We start from the raw sequence: 21,392 nt of genomic DNA, 5'->3' as shown, positions 1-21,392 counted from the left end.
AGTGGGAAATAGAGTATATAGACACATCTGATAATGCATCAAATAGAGGAACATATAAATCGACAAACTATAATTTGTCGAATGGTGATTTTACGATTAATTAGAATATATTGAATTCAACACCATGTTAATTAAATAAGAGCAAAGTTTTAATATAATTAGCTTTGCTCTTATTTTTGTTTTAAACTTTAATTTTTAATAATCAATAATAGATTGAAAATAATGTTTTTTACTTGCAGTAAAAATTTGAGTACTTTATAAAATTTTATCAAGTTTATCAAAATGAAAAATCCCAATATTGGGTTGCTCTAGAGAATAATAAAATAGTAGCCGGTTGTGGTATTGGATCTTTAACTAATACAGAAAATATATGTGAATTACAGAAAATGTATTCTCTAAAAGATGTGAGAGGTACTGGAATTGCGAAAGAACTACTAAAAATTTCTTTCCAATTTGCAAAAAAAGTATTATAAAAAGTGTTATCTTGAGAACTTTGAAAACATGGTTGCGGCCAATAAATTTTATAAAAAAATGAATTTATTCAATTTGAAAAACCAGTAGTTGAAACAGAACATTATGCTTGCGATGTTTGGTATATAAAAATTTTATAATTTATCTATCTTGATTTAGCTGTTTCACATCAAATGCATTAATTGTGGCTTATCCTCCAATAGGAAGAAGTAGTATGTCTACTCTTCCTATTTTTTTTATCTAGAAGTGAGAATAATAATTATAATTAGGGTATATTTCATTAGTAATTTAAGAGCCCACAAGAAAATAACTAAATATATATATAAATAAAACAAAAAAATAACTAAATATATGTTGATTTTTTTAGTAAATAGTATATAATAAAAGTATACCCGGGTGAAAACATTTTCATAAACATACAAAGGCGTCATTATAGATAAGAGAAAAATGTATATCAGGAGTCGTTAAATTTGCAATTACACATATTGTTGCAAAGGTTTACTGTAAAGGTTTAAACAAAAAATCATAAAGTTAAAAGATTTAGTTTGTAAATTCAAGGGTTAATATTTATGAATATTTTAGTAATTAATAAAAGTACTATATTAGGGGGATATTATAATGGCAAAAAATTATGATGACTTGGCAAAGGATATTATAAAAAATGTTGGTGGTAAAGATAACGTAATATCATTAGTTCATTGTGCAACAAGATTAAGATTTAAACTCAAGGATAAAGAAAAGGCTAATAAGCCAGTGCTTAGTTCATTGAATGGAGTTATTACAGTAATAGAAAGTGGTGGACAATATCAAGTAGTGATTGGAAATTCTGTAGGAGATGTATATCAGACTATAGGAAGAGTAACTGGTTTATCACTTGACTCTAATCAAGATGACGATTCAGAATCAAAATCAGGTTTTTTTAATAATCTAGTTGACACGGTTACATCCATATTTACTCCAATGCTTTCTGTGATGTGTGGAGCAGGTATACTGAAAGGATTACTAATGCTTTGTACAACAATGGGATGGTTAACAGACACAAGTGGTACTTATTTAATTCTGTATTCAGCAAGCGATAGTGTTTTTTACTATCTGCCTATAATTTTAGCATTCACAGCTGCTAAGAAGTTTAAGGCTAATCAATTTATCGCAGTTGCAATAGCAGGTGCGCTATTGTATCCAAATATGACGGCACTATTTACGGCTCATAAAGCTATTAATTTCTTGGGCATTCCGGTTATATTGATTAGTTATCCATCCACAGTCATTCCCATTATTATAGCCATATATATTTTAGCCAAGATTGAACAATTTCTAAATAAAAAACTTCCCCAGGTCTGTAGGAATTTTATTACCCCTACAATTTGTTTGGCAATAGTTGTACCACTTACATTTTTAGTAGTAGGACCTATAGGTAATGAGTTAGGAAAGTTTTTGGCTTCTGGATATAGCTTAATTTATAGTATAAATCCAACCATAGGTGGTGGAATTGTAGGAGCATTGTGGCCAATCCTTATTATATTTGGATTGCATTGGGGTTTCGTTCCTATAGTTATAAATAATCTTGCTCTTTATGGGCGTGATACACTATTTACAATAACTGGTCCCAATAATTTTTCACAGGCAGGAGCATCATTTGGAGTTTTCATGAAAACAAAAGATGTAAAATTAAAGGCAATTTCAGGTTCGGCTGCATTAACAGGACTTTTTGGTATCACTGAACCAGCAATTTATGGTGTTACTTTAAAATATAAAAAGCCATTTATTATTGCATGTATTGGATCAGGAATTGCAGGAGCAATTACAGGCTATGTAGGTGCTGGTTGCAAGGCATTCGTAGGCACTTCAATTTTAACTCTACCAGCTTATATAGGAAAAGGGTTCGTTGGATTTTTAATTGCATGTGGGTTTGCATTCATTTTCTCAGCCATTGCCACTTATTTATTTGGATTTAACGATAATATGCTAATTAAGAAAGATAATGATGATAAAGCAAAGGATATAGAAAACATAGTAGAAGATATAGAAGTAGGAAGCCCAGCAAATGGGGAAATAGTAAAGCTAACAGAAGTGTCAGATAAGGCTTTTGCAAGCGAGGAGTTAGGCAAGGGCATTGCTGTAATACCTAGTGAAGGAAAAATATATTCACCAGTGGATGGTACAGTTGAAGCAGCATTTCCAACAGGTCATGCATTTGGATTAAAAACTAAAACAGGTGCGGAATTTCTAATTCATATTGGATTTAATACTGTTGAACTACAAGGTAAATATTTCAAAGTAAAAGTAAAAAAAGGACAAGTCGTAGAAAAAGGTGATTTACTTGTAGAATTTGATATTGATAAAATCAAACAAGAAGGTTTTGATATTACCACACCAATATTAGTAACGAATTATGATATGTTTAGAGAGATAATACCTACAAATAATAAGATAGTAAGCAAGGGAAATAGTATTATGACATTAATAAAATAATTAAGTAAATGATATATAAAACACTGCTAAAAAGCAGTGTTTTATATATCATGATGAGTATTTTGAATAATGACATAGTATCAATAGTTTGCTAAATATTTATTAATTTATATATAAATATTTACTTAAATATATAATAGTGATATACTGAAAACATGAAATAGATAAACCAATTAGAACTTAGAATTAATTTGTGAATTAAAAGATAAAAAGTACATTGTTAGAAATGAATTTTCGCTGTTAGAAAAAAATATATCTTATGGAGGTTAGATGACATGAGTGATATTACTATATCAAATAATAAAAGATATTTTTTTAATGGAAAAAACAAGTTTTTTTACTTAGCAGATACTTGTTGGAGTGCATTTACTAACATAAGTATTTATGAGTGGGAAGAATATTTGGATTTTAGAAAAATGCAAGGGTTTAATGTTATTCAAATAAATGTATTAGCTCAATGGGATGCTAGTGAAACCGATTTAGACATTCATCCCTTTAATAAAAATGAAGATGGTACATGGAACTTTTATTCTTTAAATGATGAGTATTTTGATAGGGCAGAAAAAATGATAAACATAGCTATAAGTAAAGGTTTTATTCCTGGATTAGTACTATTGTGGTGTAATTACGTTCCAGATACATGGGCAGCTAAAATTGATTCGAAAAATATACTACCTATAGATATGATTGAAGGATATGTGGAATATGTAGGTAGGAAATTTTCTAAATACAATCCTATTTATATTATTAGCGGAGATACAGATTTTCCTAGTGAAAAAACTAAAGAGTACTATTCAATAGCATTAAATACAATAAAAAAAATTGCTCCTAATTGCATCAGAACTATGCACATAAGAGGAAGACTTATGGAATTGCCAGAAGAATTTGAAATAAGCAAAGATATAGATTTTTATATGTACCAATCCGGACACAATTCTTCACATAAAGACATGGCATATTTATTGGCACAAAACTTTTATAAAAAGAAACCCCAAAAACCAATAATTAATTCAGAACCCTGTTATGAACAGATGGGATATAGCAGGCAGCTGTATGGAAGGTTTACTCAGTTTGATGTTAGAAAGGCATTATGGCAAAGTTTGCTTTCTGGAGCCAGTGCAGGTATAACCTATGGAGCACATGGAATTTGGAGTTGGCATGAGAATGGTAGCAGTTTTGGAGCCAATTTAGGAGAAGGTTTTGATAAGCCGTATTATTGGAGAGATGCATTAAGATTTCAAGGCGCATGGGATTACTCATTTGCAAAATGGATATTCGATAATTATGAATTATGTGGTATAGATCCATTAGTAGGATATATTGATAAATCAGAAGAGATAAGAATGGCAGGAACTGAAGATCTATCTGTGATATTAATATATATACCGGTAAATACCAAGGTTGTTATAAACAAAAAATTAGATGATTATGAATTTGATATTCTGGATTTAAGTGAAAGACATATTGGTAAACCTCGATTGGGAATTAAAGGTGAAAAAACCATTATTGGAATGCATGCATTTAGTCAAGATGTACTTGTAATTGCTAAAAAGAAATAACTTGGGAGGAAAAAAATTATGGAACAAAAAATAAAAGACTTAAAACTTAAAGCAAAACAAATTAGAAAAGGTGTATTGAATATGGTATATGTTTCTAAAGCAGGTCATATTGGAGGATCCTTATCTAGTATTGATATATTAACTACTCTTTATTATAACGTACTAAATATTGATGCTAAAAATATTAAAAATCCAGATAGGGATAGATTCGTGTTAAGTAAGGGACATATTGCAGAGTCTCTTTACTATATCTTAGGAGACAAAGGTTTTTTTAATAAAGAAAAACTTAGAACTTACAGTCAATATGGCTCCACTTTAATTGGTCATCCAAACAGTAAAAATCCAGGAGTTGAAATAAATACTGGGTCATTAGGACATGGATTACCTGTTTCTGTAGGTATGGCCCTAGCTGGAAAACGTGATAATAAAAATTATCGTGTATTTACATTAATGGGAGATGGAGAGCAAGCAGAGGGTTCAGTATGGGAAGGAGCTATGTCAGCAGCTAATTATAAATTGGATAACTTAGTAGGAATTATAGATAGAAATGGATTACAAATATCAGGAACTACCGAAGAAGTTATGGCATTAGATAATTTAAGTGATAAATGGTCAAGCTTTGGTTGGGAAGTTGTTGAAGTAGATGGAAATGATATTGAGAAGTTGCTTACAGTATTAAACAATATTCCAGCTAAAAAAGGAAAGCCAACAATGATTATAGCAAATACCATAAAAGGAAAAGGAATCTCTTTTATGGAGAATCAGGTTAAGTGGCATCATGGAGTACTAACAAAAGAGCAATATGATCAAGCTGTTATTGAATTAGAAGGAGCTGAAATAAATGAATAAGATTTCTAACCGTCAAGTAATATGTGATACATTAGTAGATTTAGCAAAAAATGATAAGGATATTATGGTTTTAACTTGTGATTCTAGAGGCTCAGCTTCCATGGGAAATTTTGCAGAGGAATATCCGGGGCAATTTGTAGAAGTTGGGATTGCAGAACAAGATTCAATTGGAATTGCAGCAGGCCTTGCAACATGTGGAAAAAAACCTTATGTGGCATCACCAGCTTGTTTTTTATCCATGAGAAGTGTTGAACAAATTAAAGTTGACGTAGCATATTCAAAGACTAATGTTAAGTTAGTTGGAATTAGCGGTGGCGTAAGTTATGGAGCATTAGGAATGACTCATCATTCGCTTCAAGACATAGCAGTTATGAGAGCTATCCCGGGAATTCAAGTTTTGCTTCCAGCGGATCGTTTTGAAACGAAGAAAATCATTGAAGAACTATATAAATATGATGGACCAGCATATATCCGTATTGGGCGAAGTGCAGTAGAAGATGTTTACGATTCTGAGAATTTTGAATTTCATATAGGTAAAGGAAATGTTCTACATGAAGGTTCAGATATTACAATAATAGGTACCGGAGAGACGGTTAAGATAGCGCTAGATGCTGGAAGACAATTAGAAGCTAAAGGGATAGGTGCAAGAATTATAAGTATGCATACAATAAAACCTTTGGATAATGAAATAATCATAAAAGCAGCTGAGGAAACAGGTGGAATTATTACAATTGAAGAACATAGCATTTACGGTGGACTAGGTGCAGCGGTATCGGAAGTAGTTTGTCAAAATGCCCTAGCAAAAATGAAGATACTTGGGATTGCAGATGAGGCACCTATAACAGGTAATTCTAAAGAAGTATTTAATTATTATGGATTAACTGTAGACAACTTAGTGAAAACTGCAGAAAAAATTCTTAAAAAATAGATAAGGGTGTATGTTATGATGGGAAAATTTATATTAGCTATAGATCAAAGCACATCTTCTACAAAGGCATTAATCATAGATAAAACAGGAAGTGTCAAATGTAAGGTGAGTAAAAAACATGAACAAATTTATCCTGCTTTAGGCTGGGTAGAGCATAATCCTATAGAAATATATGAAAATGTTAAATCAGTAATAAGAGAAATTATTAAAAATAGCGAAATCGATGAGAAAGAAATTTTAGGATTATCTATAACAAATCAGAGAGAAACCATTGTAGTCTGGGAAAAGGAAACTGGATTACCTATATATAATGCTATTGTATGGCAATGCAGAAGAACAACAGAAATTTGCAATGAACTTAGGGAATATGATGATATAGTGGCGGAAAAAACGGGACTAAGATTAGATCCATATTTTTCTGCTACTAAGGTTAAATGGATACTTGATAATGTTGAAGGTGCAAGGGAAAAAGCAAACCAAGGAAAATTGTTACTTGGAACTATTGATAGTTTTTTAATTTGGAAACTAACTAAAGGTGAAGTTCATAGAACAGACTTCACTAATGCAAGTAGAACCCTATTGTTTAATATTAAAACCTTAAATTGGGATAGTGAATTACTTAATATTTTTAATGTACCAGAAAACATGCTGCCAGAGGTTTATCCTTCAGATGAAATTTTTGGGATAACAGATATTGATGGAATACTAAAAAAGCCACTAAAAATATGTGGAGTGGTAGGAGATTCACAAGGAGCTTTATTTGGACAACGATGTTTTGAAAAAGGAATGGCAAAGGCTACCTTTGGTACTGGCAATTCTATTATGATGAACATAGGTGATAAATATATATCATCTTGTAATGGAATGGTCACAACTATAGCATCTGTATGTAAAAATGGCGTAAATTATGGAATTGAAGGAATTATAAATTCCAGTGGAGACACAATAAATTGGATACAAAATGAGCTTGGATTGTTTAAAGATTTTAGTGAATTTAATGAAGTTGTAAAAGAAACAAAAACAACTGAAGGAGTATATTTAGTTCCAGCTTTTATAGGACTTGGGATACCTTATTGGGAGGCCAACGCAAAAGCTTCTATTGTAGGACTATCCAGATGCTCAACGAAAAAGCATATAATGAGAGCCGCTCTTGAGAGTATTGCATATCAAGTAAAAGATGCATTAGATGTAATGGAAAAGGAAACTAATATTAAAATTAAGCATTTAAACATAGATGGTGGGGTTACAACTAATAAAACCTATAATCAATTTTTAGCTAATTTATTGAATTGTGAGATAGAAAAGAATGATAATGAAGAGTTATCCGCATTAGGATCAGCATTCCTATGTGGATTAGGACTTGAACTTTGGAAAAATTTAGATGAAATAAAAAATTTGTCAAATAAAATGGAAATTTATCAAAGCAAAATATTAGAAGAAGAAAGAAAAAAATTATATAGTGGGTGGCAAAATGCTGTGAAGAGTGTTTTGTATCACACAGCATTAAATAAAAGGTAGTTTGGAGGGGTTATAAATGAAAAAATATAATATTAAAATAGGAGTCGCAGGTACTCGTAGGTCAATATTTAGTAAAAATGATGCCATTAAATATAAGGATTTAATTTGTGAAAAATTAAAAAGTTTAAATATAGAATTTATAAATATAGATGATATAAATGAAGAAGGATTGTTATTTTCAGAAGAACATGTAGATAAAGTAGTAGAAAAATTTAAAAAAGAAAAGGTAGATGCATTATTTTTCCCACACTGCAATTTTGGTTCAGAGGATTTAGTAGCAAAAGTTGCAAAAAAGATGCAGCTTCCAGTATTGTTATGGGGACCACGTGATGATGCACCTTTAGAAGACGGAACAAGGCTAAGAGATACCCAATGTGGACTATTTGCAACGGGCAAAATTTTAAGGCGTTTTAATATACCATTCACATATATACCAAATTCATCTTTAGAAGATGAGGCATTTGAAAGAGGATTAAAAAACTTTATAGCAGCTACAAATGTAGTAAGAGAATTAGGAAGTTTAAGAATACTTCAAATTTCCACAAGGCCATCATCATTTTGGACTATGATGTGCAGTGAAGGTGAATTGTTAGAAAAATTTGGAGTACAAATTTATCCAATTTCAATGACAGAGTTAGTTGCAAAGGTCAAAAAAGTAAAATTAGAAAATAAAAATGAAGTTGAAGAGACAATCAAATATATGAAGCGAGTACTAGAAATCAAAGTTTCACAAGAAGTTGTTGAAGGTGTGGCGGCTCTAAAGGTAGCATATAATCAATTGATTAAGGAATATGGTTGCAGTGCCGTAGCTATACAATGCTGGAATGCATTACAAGATGAATTAAAAATCATGCCATGTATGGCTAATGCAATGCTTACGGATGAAGGAATTCCTGTGGTATGTGAAACAGATATTCATGGAGCAATTACATCCGTAATAGCACAAGCGGCAACTATGGGAGAAACCCCAACATTTTTTGCAGATTGGACAGTTGCACATCCAACTAATAAAAACGGTGAACTTTTGCAACATTGTGGGTGTTTCCCAATATCTTTGACTAAAAAAGGTCAAAAAGCACAGCTTGAAGTGCCATTTGCATTAGAAAGTGGTTGCGGGGGAGCGTCTTTTGCAGAAATTAAGGGTGGAGATGTGTCACTTTTAAGATTTGATGGAGATAATGGAGAATATTCTATGCTACTTGGGCATGCTAAAGGTATTGAAGGACCATATATTCAGGGAGCATATTTATGGGTTGAGGTAGAAAACTTATCAAGACTTGAAGATAAATTAGTAACTGGCCCCTATGTTCATCACTGTACAGGTGTTCACAAAGATGTATTACCTGTTATTTATGAAGCTTGCAAATATATTCCTAGTTTAAAGCCGGATTTTTATGATGATGTTGAAAATGATATAAAGTCATGGCTACGTGGAGAATGAAAAATAAATATAACATATGGTGCATTTGAATTTCAATATTAAGGTGAAAAATATTTTAATTGTAGAGATATTGCTATATACTATATGTAGTTGAATTGTATAGAAAGAGGTAGGGAGAGTTGAAATGAAAACAGTAATGCAAGATATAGCTAAAATAGTAGGAGTATCTCCAGGAACAGTATCAAATGCGCTTAATAATAAAAAAGGTGTAGGAAAAGAAACTAAATTAAAAATAATTAAAACAGCAGAGGATTTAGGCTATTTTAATAACAGTAAAAAAAGTGAAGATAAATTAATTAGGTTAATTATTTTTAAAAAGCATGGATATGTGGTTTCAGATACACAATTTTTTTCTGCACTTATAGAATCATGTGAAAATGAATGTAGACAAAGAGGATACGAATTATTAATATCACAAATAAGTCATGGAGAACATGATAAAGAAGAAATTTTAAAAATTATAAATCATAATAAAATAGATGGTATATTACTTCTAGCAACAGAAATGGATGAAAATGATTTTCAAAATTTTGAGAATATAAATGTTCCATTAGTTGTGTTAGATAGCTATTTTCCAACAAAAAGTTATGACTACATAGTAATTAATAATACAAGAGGCTCATATGGAGTAGCTAAATATTTTATCGATAAAGGTCATACTAAAATTGGAATTTTAGCAAGTTCAATGAATATAACTAACTTTGAGTATCGTTGTAGAGGGTTCATAAAGGCTATTGATGATTTTAATTTAACATTTAACGAAGATGATAAAATTTTGCTTGAACCAACTTTAGATGGATCATATAGAGATATGAAGCAATATCTGTTAAATCATAAGGGAAAATTGCCAACTGCATTCTTTGCATTAAATGACATTATTGCATTAGGTGCTATAAAAGCTATGCAAGAAGAAAAAATAAGGATTCCAGAAGAAGTATCTATAATTGGGTTTGATGATATTCCATTTAGTTCAATGGGTAATCCAAATTTAACAACAATTAAAGTGTATACCAATGTAATGGGAAGGTTATCTGTAACTAGACTTATAGAGAGAATAAACAATAAAGATGAAATTTCCATAAAAATAGAAATTGATACCAGATTAATAGAAAGAAATAGTGTGATTGATATTCATAAATAGGTTTAAAAATAGTAATTAATAAATTTATTTTCTAAGATTTCATGCAAAAGGGGGAAGTCGAAATGCAACATGCAAGATTAAAAGAATTTCCAAAAGATTTTTTGTGGGGAGCATCAACATCAGCTTATCAAGTAGAAGGAGCATGGAACACGGATGGAAAGGGACCTTCTGTTATTGATATGTCAAATATTGTAGAAGGAACTACGGATTTTAAGGTAACAAGTGACCATTACCATCACTATAAAGAAGATATTGCTTTGCTTGCAGAAATGGGATTTAAAGCTTATCGTTTTTCAATTGCGTGGACTAGAATATTTGCAAAGGGTACAGGAGAAGTAAATGAAAAAGGCATACAATTTTATAATAACTTAATTAATGAATTAATAAAACATAATATTGAACCTATTGTAACTATGTATCACTTTGACTTGCCTTATGCACTTCAAGAACGTGGTGGATGGTCAAATAGAGAAACCATCGATGCTTTTGAAAACTATGCAAAGGCTTTATTTATAAACTTCGGTGACAGAGTTAAATATTGGCTAACTATAAATGAACAAAATATGATGATTCTTCACGGATCAGTAATAGGAACGTTAGATAAAAGTTTAAAAAATCCAGAAAAAGAACTATATAAACAAAATCATCATATGATGCTAGCGCAGGCAAAGGCTATGAAATTATGCCATGCTATCTGCCCCAATGGAAAAATTGGACCAGCACCAAATATTTCATCAGTTTATCCAGCAAGTTCAAAACCCGAAGATATATTAGCCGCAATGAACTATTCATCTATACGTAACTGGTTGTATTTAGATATGGCTGTATATGGACGGTATAATAGTATTGCATGGAGTTATATGGAGGAAAAAGGGTATACACCAACCATTGAAAAAGGTGATATGGAAGTTTTAAAAAATGCTAACCCGGATTTTATTGCATTTAACTACTATAATACAGCTACCGTAGCACATAGTGAAAATGACGATTTAAATACAGTGTCTACAGGAGATCAACAAATCTCTGATGGAAAACCAGGAGTTTACAAAAGCTCATCTAATCCATATTTACAAAAAACAGAGTTTGGATGGGAGATTGACCCTGTAGGTTTTCGAAATACACTGCGTGAGCTGAATGATAGATATAATCTACCACTTTTACTTACTGAAAACGGTTTGGGGGCTTTTGATAAGTTAGAAGAAGGAGACGTCATTAATGATGACTATCGTATAGATTATTTACGAAAGCACATAGAACAAGCAAAGCTTGCAATTACAGATGGTGTAAGATTAATAGGATACTGTCCTTGGTCAGCAATTGATCTAGTAAGTACACATCAAGGGTGTAGCAAACGTTATGGATTCGTTTATGTTAACAGAGATGAATTTGATTTAAAGGATCTTAGGAGAATAAGGAAGAATAGCTTTTACTGGTATAAACAAGTTATTTCTTCAAATGGAGAAAAACTTTAATTATAAATTTATTTGTCTTATAAACCATACAAGAGATATAAAGACAAATAAATAATTAGTATTATAGTTCAAAGATATCACTGGGGTTAAGATTAAAGAGACTGTCTCAAAATAGAATTTAAATTCTATTTTGAGACAGCTTTTTTACTAAGATAAGCAAGAAAGTGGATTCCTAGAAATAGATATAAATGAATAATTTATACAAAATAAGAGTTTAATTGTCATATAATATGATATAATTACCTGATTACATTTTTGCTTGTGTAGATTATAAAGAAACTCAAGAAAGTAATGGAGGAAACTAAATTGAATAATATAATTACAGATAGATTAATTATTAGAAAGTTTAATAAAACAGATTGGGAAGATTTATATGAATATTTATCAAATGAGATAGTAGTAAAATATGAGCCATATAATATTTATTCTGAAATAGAAGCTAAGAAAGAAGCAATAGAAAGGTCAGAAAGTGAATTTTTTTATGCTGTATGTTTAAAAGAAACTGGTAAACTCATAGGAAACTTATATTTAGCTAAAGGTGATTTTGACACATTGGAAATAGGCTATGTATTTAATCTAAAATATTGGGGAAAAGGTTATGCGACAGAAAGTGCAAAGGCATTGATTGATATAGCTTTTTCACAATTAGGAGCAAGACGTATTGTAGCAATGTGTAATCCTTTGAATGAACATTCGTGGAAATTATTAGAAAGGCTTGGTATGAGGCGTGAAGGAACTCTTATTAAAAATATATATTTTAAGAAAGATATTAATGGACATCCTTTATGGGCAGATACCTATGAGTATGGAATTTTAAAATCCGAATGGATAGCATGTATACATTTTGGATATAAAGGAAAATAGATATTTAACGATAATATATATGTTATCATTCAATAAAACGTAGATTTTTAATATTAATAAACATATATTAATAAACATATATTAAGAAAATCAAGGATTAGTGCTATTTTATACTATCAAAATAGCACTAATTTTTGATTTTTCAGAATATCTAGTATCCATAAGGCAATATGAGTTGAGGCAACTATAGCACTTAGTATTAATAGTATGGCGAAAATGGTAACAAACGACAATATATTTTGCGGGGGTTAAAAGTATGAAAAACAGTGGCATCAAAGGCAATCTGCTTATTTTGGTAATTTTCATGTTAGCATTTACAGTAGGTATGGGAACATTTTCCTTCTATTCATTAAATACCACTTCCAATCAAGGTAGAAATAATGTATCTACAGTTAGTAAATATGTTATTTTGGTTGATAACTCGAGAAATGTTCAAGTAACATTAAAAAAACAAGTACAATCCTGGAAGGATTTATTATTAAGGGGTTCAGATCAATCTAACTATAATACTTATCTAAGTCAATTTACGGGGTATAACAAAGATGTCACAGCAGGATTGGCTGGGTTAAAGATTTCAATGGGTTCAATGGGACTTAATACAGCTCAAGTTGATAAGGTTTCAAGGGAGGTTGACCAACTTCAAATTAATTATATTAATGCGTTAAAAAGCTATGATAAAAATAATAAAGAAAGCTATAAAATTGTTGATACATTAGTTAAAGGAATGGATAAAGCTCCAACAAATGATATGGATGTGTTAGTTAAATCAATAAGAGATAAATCAAATGTTGAAATAGCTAGTATGAATTTGTCATCTGAAAATAAAAATAAACAATTAGAATTGTATTTAATCATCATAATTATTATAAGTGTTAGTCTAATTATTTTACTTACACTAATGACACTAACAACTTATAAAAATATTGAAAAATTTATAAAACAATTTCAAGTCCTTATGCAGAAAGCAGAAGATGGAGATCTAACTATACAGGGAACTGTATTTTCTAGAGATGAATTAGGCTCTTTAACTATTAGATTTAATAAGTTTATTTCTAATATCAAAGCTTTAATATTAGAAACTAAAGAGATGAGTGACTTAGTGGCTTATTCATCAAATGATATCCTTAAAAATTCTGATGAAACTGCTAGAACTTCACAACAAATATCAGAAACAATTTCAGATGTTGCAAATGGTGCAACAAGACAGTCTGGATTAGCTGAGCAAAGTAAAGACATGGTAGCCAGTGTAACAGAAGATTTAGATAAAGTTACTGAAGCTACTGATTATATGAAAGAATTAGTTATGGAAACAGATAAAATAGTAGCACAAGGCATTTCTCTTATTAAATTTCAACATGAGAAAATGTTAGATAGTAAAAGTACAACAGAAGAGGTTTCATCATCAATTTTAAATCTCTCAATAAAATCATCTAAAATAGTAGAATTTGTAGAGGTTATTTATGGCATTTCCACTCAGACTAATTTATTAGCATTAAATGCTTCCATAGAAGCAGCAAGAGCGGGTGAAGCTGGTAAGGGTTTTGCTGTTGTGGCTGATGAAATAAGGAAATTAGCAGAAGTATCTAGTAATTCCACAAGTAAAATCGAAGAATTAATTAAAGAAATCCAAACTGGAATAAGTGACACTGTTTCAAAAATGGAGAAATTTGAAAAAGCAATGAAAGAACAAACTGGATCAATAAAAAACACAGAGAATATTTTTTGGAAAATAAAAGATTCTACATCTAAGGTAACTAATGAGACTATAGAAGTTTCAAATAAGACTGAAATTATTGATAAAAATTTTATTTCTATTGAAAAAGCAATCAATAATATTTCTGATGTGATAGAACAGAATGCCGCCGCAAGTGAAGAAGTTGCAGCTTCAACGGAGGAACAAGTATCTTCTATTGAGGAAATATCGCTGTCAATTGGTAGTCTTGCAAAATCATCAGATAAACTAAAACAAATTTTAGATAAATACAAAGTTAAATAGAATTTATACTGGAAAAACGAACAATTATAGCAACCACCATGTTATTCAGTAAGAATAACACGGTGGTTTTACGTCGTACTTGAAATATTATGTAGGGATAGTATATCCAGAAGATTGCAAAAAAACTCTTGACAAGTTAAACAGGTACCGTTATAATCATATTCATACGGTACCTGTTTAAACGGTACCTGCTTAATATGAAAGGGGTATCCCTTATGAATGAAATGAATAACGAACTCTATGAAAAACTTTCACGGTTACAGCGGCTGTTGCACAAACGACATTTGCGCGAGCACGTCAAAGGTGGACTGATGGGCGACAGTACACGTGGACAAGGGAGAATCCTAGCTATACTCAAAATGCAGGATGGCATTCCCACAAAAGATTTGTCTTATCTGCTGGGCATCCGCGTTTCCTCGCTGAACGAGCTTCTTGCAAAGATGGAAAAGAGCGGCTATATCACCCGTGAGCCCTCCGAAGCGGACAAGCGCGTAATGCTTGTGAAATTGACAGAAAAAGGTAAAAGCGAACAACAGCAAGAATGGAACCCTGGCGATATTTTCACTCCTCTATCAGCCGAGGAACAAAAGACATTTGCAGATTATCTAGATCGTATAATCATGGTTATTGAAACCGAGATTGGCGCAGAAGTAGATGACGATGAACGCGATTGGTGGAGACGCGGCGGACGTGAACGCATGGGTGACGAAATGTTTGAGCACCTTGCTCATATGCGGCACGGTGGTTTTGACCCTCATAAAATTGGTGGCGGGCATGGATTCGGCGGGTTTTCGCACGATGGGCATGTTGGTAGGCAAGGAATGCCTCCGTCACCGATTAAAGACCAGCATGAGCCAGAAGATGAATAAGTAAGATATAGCATTCAACTTCGATTTAAGTAACAAACTTAAAATGTGAGTAAATATTCATAGTAATGAGGCATTTTTATGTATACTGTAAATTTACGCAATGTCAACAAGAATCAAATCTAACTGGCTACTGATATCTAAGCTTTGCCCCTCTTTGCTTACAGCTACCCATGGATTCTACTAGGAACTAATCCATGGGCAACGCCCTTCCTGGCTTAATAGAGGATGAAAAATATCAGCTTTTAATTCTAATAGGCAAAATAATGACTATACATAGAATTCTAATTTAATTTGGAGGTAAAAGAATGAAACAAACAGAAGATTCATCCTTATATTATTTTGAAGAAGCGCCAATACCAAAAGCTATTGCACATATGTCAGTACCAATGATACTAGGGATGTCCATTAATATGATTTATAGCATTATAGATGCTTTTTTTGTTGGAAAAATGAACAATACAGCAATGATGACAGCTGTTACATTAGCCTTATCCGTAACTGCACTCTTAATGGCAATTGGAAATGTTTTTGGTACCGGTGGCGGTACATATATTTCTAGATTGCTTGGTGAAAAAAAATTAGAACAAGCAAAACAAGTTTCATCGGTATCCTTTTATCTTAGTCTTTTAGCTGGATGCACTTTTATGATAATTACAATTCCTTTGCTTCATCCTATTCTGCAAATATTAGGAGCGAAAGGTGATGCTATTCCATTTACTGCAAGCTATATTTTGGTCTTTATAATAGGAAGTCCATTTATAATTGCTAACTTTACATTAGAGCAAATAGTTCGGGCTGAAGGTGCTTCTACAATATCTATGAATGGTATGTTTCTCAGCGTTATAATAAATATTATTTTGGACCCTATTTTAATTTTCCTATGCCATTTAGGTATTGCGGGAGCTGCACTTGGAACAGTTATTGGTACGATGGCTGCTGTTGCATACTACATATATTACCTTAGAAATAAAAGTACCATTTTAACAATCTCTTTAAAGACATTTAAACCAAACCCTATTATGTTAAAAAATATCTTTAAAATAGGAGTATCAGCCTTTTTACTAGATAGTTTTTTAGTTGTTTCCTGCCTGTTGTTAAATAATTTTTCTTCACAATATGGCAATTATGCTGTTGCTGGCTTTGGGATTTCTCAGCGTATTGTTCAGCTTTCAGAGTTCATTAGTATGGGTTTATATATGGGGGTTGTTCCCTTAATCGCTTATGCATATACTGCTAATAATCTAAAGCGAATGAATAAAATCATTAAAACTACAGCAGCTTATATTTTAATTCTAACTGGAACTATTTCACTTGCATTATTTGTTTTCAGAAAACCAGTATTCTATTTATTTAGCATGGATGAAAATGTTATAAACACTGGTATCTACATTTTGATGGCTATGCTAATTTCATCCCTATTCGCTGGTATTACTGGTCTTTTAATAGCCATATTTCAGTCAGTTGGAAGAGCTAAAGAAGCAACTATAATGTCCATGACACAAGGAATATTATTAATTCCTTGTATGATTTTAGGAAATTATGGCTTTGGTCTACATGGAGTTATATGGTCAACCACTGTGGCAGAGGTATTAACCTGTTCTATAGGATTAGGGTTATGGATTAACTTTAAGAAAAAGACTAATAAAAATGTATCTTCCAGTTCTACTGAATTCGAATCTTCTCTAGAGTGGCTATAATTTGGCAAGTATGGCAAGGCAGCAACTCACCCACGAAATATTTCTCGCGTGTAATACAATGTGCCTTGCAATGTGCATTGCACAAAAAAACTTGAAAGAATATATTGAACGTGCTTTGCCTAATATTGCATCAAATGTATTTTTTGCTGCTAAAAGCGGAACCCTGGGAAAAGCGATTTGGAGTTTGATTAAATAGCTATATTAAAGTTTATTCCATACATGTAACATTTATTGGAGCACGATCTACTAATCGTTTGTATTCATATTTAGGATATCCAACCATAACAGCACCGGTTATTGATTTGTCTGTAGGAATATTAAATAGTTCTAATAATGGATAATAATTTGAAAATGCACACATTTCAAATAATCCAGCCCAGCAGGAGCCTAATCCAATGGTAGTTGCAAATAATTCAAGATAAGATAATGAAGAAATAGTATTTTCTCTCCCATTTTTAAATTCTTTTGGAGCAATTGCTAAAATAAGATGTGGAGCATCACGCAGGATTGTATCAATACCAGCTTCCCTGTAATTACTGACATGTCGTGAAAAACTCCAGTGAGATTTGTTAGATTGATGTTCCATCCAGTCAACGATTATTTTAGTGGCATTTTCTAATATTTTTTTATCTCTTACTATAATATAAGAGACACATTGTGTATTGCTAGCAGTAGGTGCAAAATGTGCAATATCAACTAATTTTAATAATTTCTCTTGAGGAACGGGGGTATTTTTATAACAACGTATTGATCTACGAGATCTAAGAAAGTATTCAGCAGTTTGAGAATCTATAACTGGAAAATGTTCTATATTAACTTGACTAGAAAATGGTGTTTTAGTATTATCAATTGCCCCATAGGGACATGCGGCAACGCATTGACCACAAGCAATACATGAACTGGAATTAGTTTCTTCAGGAACGTTTTCATTCATACTTAAAAATCCTGTTGGACATACTTTTGTACAAATGCCACACTTGATACATGATGATTGATCTACTTTAATTAAATTCACTAATAGTCACTCCTATTTATTTTATATTTATAAACTATTATAGTAAAATAGTTTATAAGTCTATGTTATATTTAGAGACAGATATTAACAAGTACGCACTTATTAGTACCTATTAATATAATTATGTTACTGACAATATATAAGCAGGAGTGAAAATAATGATAAAATTTAACCATATTGAATACAATTGTGCTATGGAATTAACAATAGAAATTATAGGCGGTAAATGGAAACCACTTATTATTTGGTATTTAGCTGAAAAAACTATGAGATTTTGTGAGCTAAAAAGGTCAATGCCACACATTACTCAAAAGATGTTTACTCAGCAACTTAAAGCATTAGAAAAAAGTGGATTAATCAAAAGGGTTGTTTATACTGAAAAATCACCTAAAGTAGAATACTCTCTTACTGACGTTGGAAAGAGTCTTTTACCTATTTTATCAACTTTATGTGAGTGGGGAGTTAACTATACTCGCTCAGTTGAATCCTCTGACAAAGTTGAAGCGAAAATTGGATTGTAACATCTCCTTGAGGATGTAGTAACACTACTAATATGCCTTAGAATAGCATAATAATTAAAAAAATAAAATTAGGGTATTACACTAGCAAAGATATTTATGTTATACTCTGAATGTCAATGCGTTGTACCGATGGTCATACCACTTGTCGTCGATACAACGCATTTTTTGGGAAGATCATCTATATACAGACTGGTCTAATAGTAAAGGGGAGAAGAAATCTAATGGAAACAAGACAAACATCAAAATCAACAACATTGGTTAATGTAAAAGTAATAATAGCGGTATTGGTATTTAGCGGATTTATTGCCGTATTTAATGAAACTATATTAAACGTTGCTTTATCATCTCTAATGGTGGAAATGAATGTTACAGCAGGAACAATACAATGGATAATTACTGCATATATGATAGTTGTAGCAGTTTTAGTACCAGTTACAGCTTTTTTAATTCAAACATTTAAAACTAAACAATTATATTTAGCAGCTATGACAATATTTTTACTTGGAACAATATGTGCAGCGTGTTCGGGGTCATTTGCAATGTTACTTATATCAAGAATGCTACAAGCAGCAGGAACTGGAATGCTTATTCCTATTATGATGAATACAGTGTTAGTAGTAACGCCACCACAAAAACGTGGTTCAGTAATGGGTCTATGCGGTGCTGCACTTGTCCTTGGACCAGCTCTTGGACCAACAGTTGCGGGGATTGTATTACAATTTTCTAGTTGGCATACACTATTTATAATATTAATTCCAATTATAATTTTAGCTATGATTTTGGGTTCAATTTATTTAGGTAATACATCAACTATTACAAAACCTAAGATTGATTTTATATCAATTATATTATCTAGTTTAGGTTTCGGGGGACTTATATATGGCATAAGTAGTGTTAGTGGAAGTGGAAATATTAAGATAGTTGCTGTAATTTTTATTATTGGAATACTGTCATTAATTTTATTTTGTAAACGTCAATTATTTTTAAAAGAACCAATGGTAGACATACGTGTATTTAAATATCCAATATTTTCAATAGGAACAGTACTTGTTATGATTTCAATGATGACAATATTCACTATGGCTGTAATGTTGCCCATATTTCTTCAAGGTGCACTTAGAACAACCACTTTTATAACTGGAATGACATTACTTCCAGCATCACTTATAGCTGCTGTTGTGACTCCTTTTGCTGGCAAACTTTATGATAAATTAGGAACAAAAATTTTAGTCCCAGTAGGATTTATTATAATTTTCATACCATTATTTATTTTATCTCATGCAAATACTGATACATCTCTTATTAAAATTATTGTGTTATTTATGGTAATAGATATTGGAATTGCGCTTACAATGGCACCTTCTCAAACAACTGCTCTTAATACATTACCAAAAGAATTTTATCCACATGGAGTAGCTATATTAAATACACTTCAACAACTAGCATCTGCAATAGGTGCGTCGTTATTTATAGGCATTATGTCGGCTTCACAGCTAAAAGCATTAGGTAATCAAGTTCCAGCACAAACTGCTGTTGCTACTGGATTTAGTTCAGCAACATTAGCACTATCAGTATTTGTTCTAATTGGACTATTTTTATCTATTGTTTTATCATTTGTAAATAAAAATAACACAAAAATAAAGAGTGGAAAGGTTGCTTGATTTTTTTAAAAGCAGTAATCATATATAAAAATATTAATTTGAAATAAATAACCACTTACTATGGACAAAGGAGTTTGAATATTAAAATGAAATTTCAGCTTAATGAAAAACATTGTTGGGTAGAGCAGATTGGATCATCGAATCAACCAATGCCACTAATAATTTTGTTATCTGGGGAATATGAAGAGCATACATTGTCGGGAATCCGTGAAATGCTTTTACAACAGATAGATGAAGGAAACTGTAAGGCATTTATCATAGCAGGATTTGGACCAATTGACTGGGACAGGGATTATTCACCCTGGTATCTAGAAAGAAACAACGGACGGGTTTTTGCAGGTAAGGCAGATGAATTCATAGACTTTATGAAAAATACTTTGATACCAGAACTACAGAAAAGTTTTTTACTAAATGGTGAAGTGTATCCGGTGGGATATTCTCTGGGCGGGTTAGCAGCCATTTATGCCCAGTGCAGCATAGGGTTTACTGGTTGTGGCAGTTGCTCTGGAGCATTGTGGTATCCTGGATGGCTAGAATTTCTCAAGAATCATCTCCCCTCTGGTAAGGTATATCTAAGTTTAGGTGGTAAAGAGGAAAAAACAAAGGATTCTATTATGTGTCAGGTTGGTATAATCACGCAGAAGACCAAAGAGCTAATTGCAAAATCAACCGAAGTAGTTTATTTCAAAGAGCCTGGTGGACATTTTAAAGAAGTACCTCAGAGAATCGCAAGGGCTATTCTCTGGCTACTGAAATTGTAGAGGCATGAATAAAGTTTCTATTGACAATGCTAACGTAGATTTTGAAATTTCTAAAGAAGATATGGAATATTTGAATAGTCAAAAAATATAGGTAGAGCATTTTTTTAGTAACAAGTGTTATAATATAACTAAAGAAGTTATTAAGTTAATAAAATAT

General features: G+C 31.6%; 17 protein-coding genes and 1 pseudogene. 17 read left to right on the top strand and 1 reads right to left on the bottom strand.

Annotation, left to right across the window (positions count from 1 at the left end):
• Positions 1-260: 260 nt before the first annotated feature.
• The 14 genes and pseudogenes from BR66_RS25260 to BR66_RS0113600 form a co-directional block, all read left to right on the top strand.
• Positions 261-611: pseudogene (locus BR66_RS25260) on the top strand (GNAT family N-acetyltransferase); the annotation flags it as partial.
• Positions 612-1,089: 478 nt separating this feature from the next.
• Entirely contained in the window at positions 1,090-2,943 is a 1,854-nt protein-coding gene (locus tag BR66_RS0113660) for a beta-glucoside-specific PTS transporter subunit IIABC (RefSeq protein ID WP_026883432.1), read from the top strand.
• A 275-nt stretch (positions 2,944-3,218) separates the two neighbouring features.
• Positions 3,219-4,502, top strand: coding sequence for a glycoside hydrolase family 140 protein (locus BR66_RS0113655; RefSeq protein WP_026883431.1), 1,284 nt, complete (start codon positions 3,219-3,221; stop codon positions 4,500-4,502).
• Positions 4,503-4,520: 18 nt separating this feature from the next.
• Entirely contained in the window at positions 4,521-5,351 is an 831-nt protein-coding gene (locus tag BR66_RS0113650) for a transketolase (protein ID WP_026883430.1), read from the top strand.
• Positions 5,344-6,279, top strand: coding sequence for a transketolase family protein (locus BR66_RS0113645; RefSeq protein WP_026883429.1), 936 nt, complete (start codon positions 5,344-5,346; stop codon positions 6,277-6,279). The genes BR66_RS0113650 and BR66_RS0113645 overlap by 8 nt, the downstream gene beginning before the upstream one ends.
• Positions 6,280-6,294: 15 nt before the next feature.
• Positions 6,295-7,797, top strand: a complete 1,503-nt coding sequence (gene glpK, locus BR66_RS0113640) for a glycerol kinase GlpK (RefSeq protein ID WP_026883428.1) — start codon at positions 6,295-6,297, stop codon at positions 7,795-7,797.
• Positions 7,798-7,813: 16 nt separating this feature from the next.
• Entirely contained in the window at positions 7,814-9,238 is a 1,425-nt protein-coding gene (locus BR66_RS0113635) for an L-fucose/L-arabinose isomerase family protein (RefSeq protein WP_026883427.1), read from the top strand.
• A gap of 124 nt (positions 9,239-9,362) precedes the next feature.
• Positions 9,363-10,379, top strand: coding sequence for a LacI family DNA-binding transcriptional regulator (locus tag BR66_RS0113630; RefSeq protein WP_026883426.1), 1,017 nt, complete (start codon positions 9,363-9,365; stop codon positions 10,377-10,379).
• Positions 10,380-10,441: 62 nt separating this feature from the next.
• Positions 10,442-11,851, top strand: a complete 1,410-nt coding sequence (locus tag BR66_RS0113625) for a glycoside hydrolase family 1 protein (protein WP_026883425.1) — start codon at positions 10,442-10,444, stop codon at positions 11,849-11,851.
• Between the two features lie 306 nt (positions 11,852-12,157).
• Positions 12,158-12,715 (top strand): GNAT family N-acetyltransferase, encoded by a 558-nt coding sequence (locus BR66_RS0113620; protein WP_026883424.1) that lies wholly within the window; start codon positions 12,158-12,160, stop codon positions 12,713-12,715.
• A gap of 256 nt (positions 12,716-12,971) precedes the next feature.
• On the top strand, positions 12,972-14,711 hold the full coding sequence (locus tag BR66_RS0113615) for a methyl-accepting chemotaxis protein (protein ID WP_026883423.1): 1,740 nt from the start codon (positions 12,972-12,974) through the stop codon (positions 14,709-14,711).
• A gap of 215 nt (positions 14,712-14,926) precedes the next feature.
• Positions 14,927-15,580, top strand: a complete 654-nt coding sequence (locus BR66_RS23895; protein WP_051624244.1) for a MarR family winged helix-turn-helix transcriptional regulator — start codon at positions 14,927-14,929, stop codon at positions 15,578-15,580.
• Between the two features lie 305 nt (positions 15,581-15,885).
• The gene (locus tag BR66_RS23890) at positions 15,886-17,277 is read left to right on the top strand and encodes an MATE family efflux transporter (protein WP_051624243.1); all 1,392 of its coding nucleotides are present in this window, start codon (positions 15,886-15,888) and stop codon (positions 17,275-17,277) included.
• Between the two features lie 10 nt (positions 17,278-17,287).
• Positions 17,288-17,473, top strand: a complete 186-nt coding sequence (locus BR66_RS0113600) for a hypothetical protein (protein WP_423219384.1) — start codon at positions 17,288-17,290, stop codon at positions 17,471-17,473.
• A 12-nt stretch (positions 17,474-17,485) separates the two neighbouring features.
• Here BR66_RS0113600 and BR66_RS0113595 read toward each other — a convergent pair whose 3' ends face one another.
• The gene (locus BR66_RS0113595) at positions 17,486-18,292 is read right to left on the bottom strand and encodes a nitroreductase family protein (protein WP_026883421.1); all 807 of its coding nucleotides are present in this window, start codon (positions 18,290-18,292) and stop codon (positions 17,486-17,488) included.
• 158 nt (positions 18,293-18,450) lie between these two features.
• On the opposite strand from BR66_RS0113595, the gene BR66_RS0113590 reads away from it, so the two are divergent.
• The 3 genes from BR66_RS0113590 to BR66_RS0113580 all read left to right on the top strand — a co-directional run bounded on the left by BR66_RS0113590 (position 18,451) and on the right by BR66_RS0113580 (position 21,235).
• A complete protein-coding gene (locus BR66_RS0113590; RefSeq protein ID WP_026883420.1) occupies positions 18,451-18,813 on the top strand; it encodes a winged helix-turn-helix transcriptional regulator in 363 nt (120 codons plus the stop codon).
• 221 nt (positions 18,814-19,034) lie between these two features.
• A complete protein-coding gene (locus tag BR66_RS0113585) occupies positions 19,035-20,474 on the top strand; it encodes a DHA2 family efflux MFS transporter permease subunit (RefSeq protein WP_026883419.1) in 1,440 nt (479 codons plus the stop codon).
• 86 nt (positions 20,475-20,560) lie between these two features.
• On the top strand, positions 20,561-21,235 hold the full coding sequence (locus tag BR66_RS0113580; RefSeq protein ID WP_026883418.1) for an alpha/beta hydrolase: 675 nt from the start codon (positions 20,561-20,563) through the stop codon (positions 21,233-21,235).
• Positions 21,236-21,392: the final 157 nt, after the last annotated feature.

Origin of the sequence: Clostridium akagii DSM 12554 (assembly GCF_000686725.1) — a bacterium.
GTDB classification, from domain to species: Bacteria; Bacillota; Clostridia; order Clostridiales; family Clostridiaceae; genus Clostridium_I; species Clostridium_I akagii.
Note: the sequence above shows the minus strand (reverse complement) of the source record. Positions and strands in the feature narration are given on the sequence as shown.